Annotated in this window: 9 protein-coding genes; 6 read left to right on the top strand and 3 right to left on the bottom strand. The window is 56.1% G+C overall.

The annotated features are described in order from the left end of the window. The first annotated feature begins 275 nt into the window (after positions 1-275). The 3 genes from DJ74_RS04470 (at position 276) to DJ74_RS04460 (ending at position 1882) form a co-directional block, all read left to right on the top strand. The gene (locus tag DJ74_RS04470) at positions 276-1016 is read left to right on the top strand and encodes a DUF4097 family beta strand repeat-containing protein (protein ID WP_094526491.1); all 741 of its coding nucleotides are present in this window, start codon (positions 276-278) and stop codon (positions 1014-1016) included. Then, on the top strand, positions 1016-1216 hold the full coding sequence (locus DJ74_RS04465) for a hypothetical protein (RefSeq protein WP_094523952.1): 201 nt from the start codon (positions 1016-1018) through the stop codon (positions 1214-1216). The genes DJ74_RS04470 and DJ74_RS04465 overlap by 1 nt, the downstream gene beginning before the upstream one ends. Before the next feature lie 183 nt (positions 1217-1399). After that, on the top strand, positions 1400-1882 hold the full coding sequence (locus DJ74_RS04460) for a hypothetical protein (RefSeq protein WP_241881405.1): 483 nt from the start codon (positions 1400-1402) through the stop codon (positions 1880-1882). Positions 1883-1926: 44 nt separating this feature from the next. On the opposite strand, the gene DJ74_RS18595 is transcribed toward DJ74_RS04460, so the two are convergent. From DJ74_RS18595 to DJ74_RS04450, 3 genes are all read right to left on the bottom strand, one after another. Further along, positions 1927-2487 carry a hypothetical protein gene (locus tag DJ74_RS18595; RefSeq protein ID WP_141211996.1) on the bottom strand — a complete coding sequence of 187 codons (561 nt, stop codon included), beginning with the start codon at positions 2485-2487 and terminating at the stop codon, positions 1927-1929. Positions 2488-2553: 66 nt separating this feature from the next. Then, positions 2554-3816, bottom strand: a complete 1263-nt coding sequence (locus tag DJ74_RS04455) for an RNA-guided endonuclease TnpB family protein (RefSeq protein ID WP_094526490.1) — start codon at positions 3814-3816, stop codon at positions 2554-2556. Between the two features lie 251 nt (positions 3817-4067). Then, positions 4068-4973: a helix-turn-helix transcriptional regulator gene (locus DJ74_RS04450; protein ID WP_094523949.1), complete on the bottom strand. Its 906-nt coding sequence runs from the start codon at positions 4971-4973 to the stop codon at positions 4068-4070. Positions 4974-5081: 108 nt separating this feature from the next. Between DJ74_RS04450 and DJ74_RS04445 the strand changes: the two genes are divergently transcribed. The 3 genes from DJ74_RS04445 to DJ74_RS04435 all read left to right on the top strand — a co-directional run bounded on the left by DJ74_RS04445 (position 5082) and on the right by DJ74_RS04435 (position 7381). Beyond that, positions 5082-5843, top strand: a complete 762-nt coding sequence (locus tag DJ74_RS04445; RefSeq protein WP_094526489.1) for a CPBP family intramembrane glutamic endopeptidase — start codon at positions 5082-5084, stop codon at positions 5841-5843. Between the two features lie 343 nt (positions 5844-6186). Beyond that, positions 6187-6822 carry a PH domain-containing protein gene (locus tag DJ74_RS04440; RefSeq protein ID WP_094523947.1) on the top strand — a complete coding sequence of 212 codons (636 nt, stop codon included), beginning with the start codon at positions 6187-6189 and terminating at the stop codon, positions 6820-6822. Next, entirely contained in the window at positions 6815-7381 is a 567-nt protein-coding gene (locus DJ74_RS04435) for a PH domain-containing protein (protein ID WP_094523946.1), read from the top strand. Before DJ74_RS04440 ends, DJ74_RS04435 begins: the two co-directional genes overlap by 8 nt. The last annotated feature ends 267 nt before the right edge of the window (positions 7382-7648 follow it).

The following is a 7648-nucleotide window of genomic DNA, read 5'->3' as shown; positions in this document are numbered from 1 at the left end:
CTCACATGGAAATATCAGAAGCACAAGCAATCCACGGGCCACACGGAGGGAAGCCCCCTGACACGGCACCGCCATTCTCAGCATCAGCTCAATATAAAACCATGAGTTGACGGCTACGTGAACGAGTCAGTTGCCATGACCACTGGTGATCTCGAAGCGTGCCCCTAGTGTCTGATCTGATTAGCTAAGTAGCCACCCAGCGGTTTGCGGGTACGTGCTTCTGAGCCTGAGACGCGAGTAGCCGATTTATCATCGGCGTATGCCATGGGCCCCGTATGAGCAGTCCTGATTGGGCGGGGCAAAGACTGTCGAGACGCAGTCTGCTTGGTTCGTGTATTGCTGCCGGAACTGCCGCTCTCGCAGGATGTACGTCCGGATCTCTCGAGGCTGAAACCACGGTCACCAGAGAGTATGACGGAACCGACGTCTCAGAAATCAACGTCCAAGGCGTAAACGGTGACATTACGATTCGTGATGCGCAGCGTGAGACGATCCAGCTCGACGGCAAAAAACGGGCAGCAAGCGAGGAAGATCTTGACCGCATCACGCTACAAGCCGACCAATCCGACGGCCGCCTGTCGCTCACTGTTGACACGGAAGGTAGCAGCTTCCTTCCCTTCGGTTCGTCCCCACTACAGATGAATCTGACACTGACCGTTCCTGAAGGATTACACCTTACTGCTGAGGCGACGAACGGTGATGTCGATATAGAAACTAGCGAAGCTGAGAGCGTCACCGCCGATACGACAAACGGCGATATCACACTTTTAGCATCTGCGCCTGTTGAAATCCGAACCGACACGACAAACGGTGATATCTCAATTACCCTGCCAGCAACTGCGGAGCCAGCAATATCGTTTGACACAACCAATGGCGACACCATAATCAACAGATTCCAAGCGGATTCAACTGAGTCTGGGGCAGCGGTCGACCGGATGGTTGGAAACGGTACGCACCGTGTTACAGCAACTAGTATGAACGGTGATATTACTATCCGCGGTAGGGAGGTAAACTGATGATCAGATGGTTCCAATCAAAGGACTTCGCAGTTCAGCTCATGATCCTCGCAGCAGTCTTTGACCCGCTAGGATTTGCTAGCGGGTATTTGATAGCGCCCTCGTTTGAGATCGCTCCGCTCTATGGCGGAATCGCCGGCCTAATCGCCGGGAGTTTCGTACTGTCTCTTCATGTGCTGTACACATCCATGACTCGATAAATAACCTCTCTAAAGGGCTGAACTGCCCGTGGGGAACTTGTGAAGCGCTGAGGTCCACGCGTTCAAATCCGTGTTGTTTCCTAAAGGCACTCTATCAAACCATTTCACCGCCAGAGACACTCCGAACGGGTTTAATCTAAAACCACATCGATAGCAATACGCCTTCCAACGATGAATCGACACATGCGTTCGTCATCCGACTCCGTTACGCGACGGCGAGCCCTCGCAATCGGTGCTAGTGCCGCCGTAGCGTCCACCGCCGGCTGCTCGACAGTACTTAATGCGATCGGCAACCGAGTCTTCAAAGAGGTCAACCTCCTCAACCAGCTGAATCAGGAGGTCAGCGGGTCGATCGAAGTCGTAGACCCCGATGGAGAGACGGTCCTCGATACACCGTTCGACGTTCCCTCTACCGAGTCAGACGGTGAGAGTAATATCGTCGCCTACGCCGACGTATGGACCACCACCGGCGAGTATCAAGTTGACTTGGAGCTCGCGGATACCGTGATAGCAGGGACTTCACAGCTGAATCAGCGATTTTCGATTACTAATACTGAAGAGGAAATCGTCGCCATCTCTATCGGCTCGAGCGACCAAAGTGAACCGATCGCGCTTCGAGTCGGAGAGTCGTTCTCGGATCTCGGTCAGACAAACGAGACCAGCTAACCGGGGGAAAACAGTTTCGCGAGTATGCATTCGACAGCGGGTTCCTAGTCCGTGTCAGCAACAAACAACACAAAGCGCCCGGCTGCGTGTACCAACACTGTTATCGGGAGTCCGATAGCGGCTGCTAGCACGGTAACTGAGAGTATTGTTGGAACGTTACCCACTGAAACCGCTAGTCCGAGCATTGTGAGGAGTCCGCCGACGAACGTTCCCGCCGCGACCGTCTCTATCGTTCGGATGCTATCATATGCTAACGTCTGCGTACTGCGGTCTCCGACGAACGGGATCCCCCGACGATCTACCTCTAAGTATGCGTAACTGAGTAGTACGACTGCCAAACCGAGTAGCAAGACAGTACAGAGGAGAACGATGGCGGTTCCGCCAGCGAGTATCGACCCTTCTCCGCCGATCGCTGCTAATGACCCGAAGGCCAAAAGCGGGACAGCAAGTGCTGCGAGCGCCATCACCACTACGGAAATCCCGGCCCAGACGTAGAGCCCGTTCCGTGAAAGCCACGTGTACGCCCGATCCGAGTAAGTGTCAGAGTGTGACGTAGCTCGGTCAACCTTGGAGCTAGGCCCGCCCGTTGAGGCGTCGTCTGTCATACCGGCTGATCGGTCGTCTCCCGTATACTTCCTGTTCCGTGTCTCGGGCGGAGAAACACAGGTGAACTACCCCTGCCTACTCACCGCCTTCGGCGGCTCCTTGAGGCAGGGGCTTCCTGTTTCTACGACGCGCTTTGTAGACACAACCGCGGTGTCCGCAGGGAGCGCAGTCTCCACAGGCGTTCCTTTGGAGTGGCCCACTCCTAGTTTGGTGAGTCCGCGAGAAAGAATGTTCCACGCTGCGTTTGCGTCTCTGTCCGCCTTGAAACCACAGGCAGGACAGGAGTGTTCACGCACCCACAGCGGCTTGTCGGTTTCGACACCACACTGAGCGCACTCTTTGGAGGTTCCTTCGGGTTCAACTTCCACGAAGTGCGTGCCTTCACGCTCACACTTCGTTTCGAGCATATCGGTGAAGATATTCCACGCCGCTGACGCCGTATTGCGGCTGTTTCGCGGTGATTCGAGCATCCCTTTGACATCGAGGTCTTCGACGGCCACCAGTTCGTACTCCCGAGCGTAGTAGTTCGAGAGTTTGTGTAGGAAATCACGCCGTTTGCGCTTGATTTTCTGGTGACACGCAGCGACACGCTGACGTTGGTTCTTCCAGTTGTTCGACTCGTACTCTTTGCGTGAGAGGTTCCGTTGCTCCCGTTCGAGTCTGTCGCGTTCTTCCGAGAGGTCGAGCGATTCGACTGCCGTTCCGTCAGTGTCGTGGGCATACTTCAGGATGCCCACGTCGACCCCGACCATCTCGTCAGTGCCAACATCCTCCAACGGTGGCTTGGCCGGCGGGTCTGTGTCCATCTCGATACCGAAGATAGCGAACCACTCGCCGGTTTTCTCCTGTTTGAGCGTGACTTCCTTGATCGTGGCTTCGTCAGGCAGCGATCGGTGGTGTTCGATGGGGATATCCGCGAGTTTCGACAGAGACAACACGGTCTGACCACCCTTCTTGTCGAGTTCGAAGCCAGACTGGTTGTAGGTGAAACTGCGAAACTCCCGAGGCGACTTCCACCGAAGTTCACCGACGGTGTAGCCCTGTTCTTTGAGCTTCCCGAGAGCGGTGATATTCTTGGCAATCCGCATGACTGTGGGCTGAAGTACTTTCGAATACACGTCGGTGAGTGCATCCCACCAGTCTTTGAGGTCGGGAAGTTCGTCACGAATCTTCCGCACACGCTGTTTAACGGTGCCCTCGTGTTCGGGGATCTGGTTGAACCGGTACAGGGCGTGGTTGTAGAGTTGTCGACAGGTATCGCGGTGGTAGTCCAACGTTTCTCGCTGCCGCTCGGTTGGCTTGAGGCGATACCTGTAGTTGTAGTTCATTCCACGCACTTCGAGAGAGGCGTGACAGACGTATCAACCCTGGCCGTCCGGAGTGAAAGTAGTCGCCCCGTGGGCCTGTGCCCCGGCAACAAGCACGTGTCTGAGAGACGATGACGGCGGTGTATCCTCTCCCTACTGCGCTGCTTGTCCGCTTGGGCGGACTGCGCTGCTCGTTGAGGAAGGGGGATTACCGCCTGTATTCAGCTAAAATCAGTGTCTCTGTGAAGCTTCCAACGGTATTGTCGCCGTGGTCACTGTGTCAGTCCTGTATCGCTCGCGTCGTAGCGACGAATGCGACAGTTTTCGTCGAGATCGAACTCGACTGACCCGTCAGCGAGACGGACTACAACCTGTGCGGCGGTCGGCACCGCGTCACCGGTACGCACGTTGCTTACCTCCGTAAGACTGTGCGGTCCGATCTGCGCATCACGCGGACGCAGGCCGTGTGTCGCGTACAGTGCCTCAACGGCGTGATGCCCCAGGACCGTCTGTGCGATCGGGATCGGATACGACAGCCAGCAGGTGTCACATGCCGCGGTGGCATACGGTACGTCTTGGTGGAGATACGTCTCTGGAACGGAGTCACGGGGGAGCGACAACCCCGCTGATCCCCAACAGTGCGGGCAAACCCCGTTACGCAAGAGCCGGATATCACACGCGTGGTTTCGGAGCGTGACATCGATAACTGCGTCGAGTGACCGGTTTTCAGTTGCTCGCGGCGGCGTCGGGTACGCCACAGCGGCGCCGTGGTCCGGACAGCCGATATATAGGTAGTGCTCTCGGTACGCGGCGACGAGATTCCGATCGCAGTGGGGACACCCATACTCCGTCTCCTGCTCTTCGATTTCGTACCGTTTGTCGCCATTTTGTGTCTTATAACTCCCCGCCCGAATTGCGGCGACGATTTCCAAGGCGGCTATTCGGGGACGGTACCGCCCGTCCACCTTCTGAATGAAGCCGTCTTGAAGCTCAGACAGGTGGTAACTGAATCGGCTTGTGTCCTCGACGCCCACTTGCTCTCGTAACTCGGAGAACGTTGGCCACCCGGACGACCACGCTTCGTCGTACCGATCTGCGAGAGTTAGCAGGATTCGGACCCGAGTCTCGTCGGTCAACGCTGCATACGCCGACTCACTTGCCTCACGCTCACCCGTCATTGGTGTATGATAGTGCTGTTGTTTCCGGTCGGGTATTTGATTTGTTACTGAACCAACTTAATGGTCGTCCAGATAACACTTACCACCCAGTCACCCGTTCCGTCATCTATGGTCGATTTGCCCTCCACGCTAGAAGCGACCGTTCCGAATCAACTTAATGATGAGACTGGTGTCGCCAGTGCGGTGGCGTTTCTCGCCTTCACGATACCGATCACTGTCGTGTTGAACTTGGCTGCCTCACTCGCCGCTGTCTCAGCCGTCGGTTCCGATGCCGGAGCGACGCTCATATTTATCGCTGGAAGCATCGCGACCGAACTTTCATTCCTGCTCGTTGGTATCGGGTACGTTTCATTTCGCTCGTCGTTCCAAGTCCCGATTCACGTTCCAGACCGAGACGGCGTTCCTGCTCTTGTCGGCGGACTGGGGCTGAGTTTCGCGACCGCGTTCCTCTCGCTTGTAAGCACTGACGCGGTTCTTCCGAGCGTCGAACTCTCTCCTGGATTCATGCAGTACACAAATCTCGCAGCACCGACGGGTGTCGGCCTCGTCATCGCGGCAGTCCTGTCGCTTGCGTTGATCGGTCCTGTCGAGGAGTTCTTTTTCCGGGGCGTCATCCAGCAGCGACTCCGTGCGTCGTTCTCGGCTAGAACCGCGATCGGTACGGCCAGCCTCGTGTTTGCGCTGTTTCACGTCTACCCGGTCCTCCTTCTGTCGCCGCCGATTGCCGCAGTTGCCCATATGACGCTTTATTACTCCGTGATGGGAAGGATATTCGGGTGGGTGTTCGAACGGACCAGTACCTTCGTCGCCCCTGCGCTCGTTCACGGTGTTTTTAATGCCGTGATCTTTGTCGCGCCCCTACTCACCTAAGATCCAGTGGATTCGCGTTTCGGGGATTGAAACACTGCTCTGGGATTAACATTCGAAAGGGTACACCGTTGAGGTAGCCGCCGGTCGGAGGCGGTATTCAAATAAGTATCCGACTGATGAGCATATCCCATCGCCGTGGCATAGTCTGGTGGGATCACCCATCATTTCTCGCGCTCTCCACTGGCTTCTGGGGCGGTTTTTGACCGATCTGCGCCAGCGATGTGGCCGGGCATTTGGCGTCGTGTTCCGTCTCCTCGATACCCGTTCAGCTACCTCTTGCGACACTGCGTTTCGAACCGTGGATTTCCCCACTATTTTGAGGGTCGGTCATCTGGGATAATGTATGTCTGATACGGCCCTCCAGGACATATCGGAAGACGGCTCAACGGATTCCTCAGAGCTGGATCTCGACTGGCTCACGCTTGAAGACGGCGAGTCTATCCAGTGGTCGAGTACCCCGCACAAGTACAGCGTCCTTCCTGCGTTTATCATCGGGATTCCGCTGTCACTCGTCCTTATTGGCATCCCAATCGTTGCTGCGTCCTATCTTCAGTACACCAATACGAACTACGTGGTCACCAATCGCGGCCTCTACAGCAAACGTGGGGTACTCTCACGTGACGTCCAACAGATTGGGTTCGACAAAGTCCAAAACATCTCGTACTCACAGTCGGCGCTCGGCTCGTACTTTGGATACGGCTCCGTTGACGTCAGTACAGCGGGCGGATCTGGGATCGAACTTCAGTTTCGGAGTATCCCTGCCCCGGCAGCAGTTCAGGAACTGATCGCCAGAGAAATTGACAGCCGACAGCAGACCGAGTCCGACTCGACGAAAGAGGATGTTCTTGATTCGATTCTTATGGAACTGCGCGTCATTCGGCAGGCGGTCGCCGACGACCAGAGCGGGTCCCAGGCCGATTCGACTGCCCCGTCTACTGACGAGGCAATCCATACTGACACAAGTAACACAGATGAGTGACAGCTGGTGGTATCAACACGACGATGAACGCGTTGTCTGGAAGGGTCGCCCGCGTCTCTCAGCGGCTCTTCCAGACATAATCGTCGGAAGCGCCATCTCTGTGTTTGCCCTTGTCGGCGCTGTTAGCGTCGACTTCTGGTTGTTCGCGGGGGTGCCCATCGGCGTTGCGGTTCTCAGTTGGGGGCTACTCAGGGTACGACGGACGCAGTATCTCTTGACGACCCGAGCAGTATGGGCAAAGCGGGGCGTCCTCGGACGAACCGTTCGTCGTGTCCATGTCGATAAAATCCAGAACACTTCGTTTTCTCAGTCCGTCACAGGCTCGTTTTTCGGTTATGGGAAAGTGTCCGTTGAGGTCGCCGGAGGACGCGATCTGGAGTTTCGGCGGGTTGATAACCCGAAGAACGTCCAGACAACGCTCGCGGAGTACATGGGGAGTGAAGAGTACGCAATCCCCGGGTCTCGAGAGCAGTGGGAATCTGTCCTCAGTCTTGTCCGTGAAATCCGCGCAACGGTGGCACCCACCAGAGATGCTAGCGAGCCTGTAAGCCGAGAGTAAAAGAACTCATACTGGGTTTTAAATTGTCCGCCGCCAGTCTGGGGGGCTGTCAGTTACTGTGAGTCGTCAGCGCCACCAGCGTCGGCGAGAGATTACGTGGTGACCGGGAGATCAGTTTGCGGTAGGACAACCCGTATATAGATGATCAAGTAGGAGACTGTCGCGAGAAGATACACACTGACTGTCGGCAGTGGCGGCCAGTCCAAAATAAAAATCGCGAACGCTACCCAGAATCCGGCTAATAGAATCCCACACAGTGAGACGACA

Source organism: Halorubrum sp. Ea8 (assembly GCF_002252925.1).
Taxonomy (GTDB): domain Archaea; phylum Halobacteriota; class Halobacteria; order Halobacteriales; family Haloferacaceae; genus Halorubrum.
Note: the sequence above shows the minus strand (reverse complement) of the source record. Positions and strands in the feature narration are given on the sequence as shown.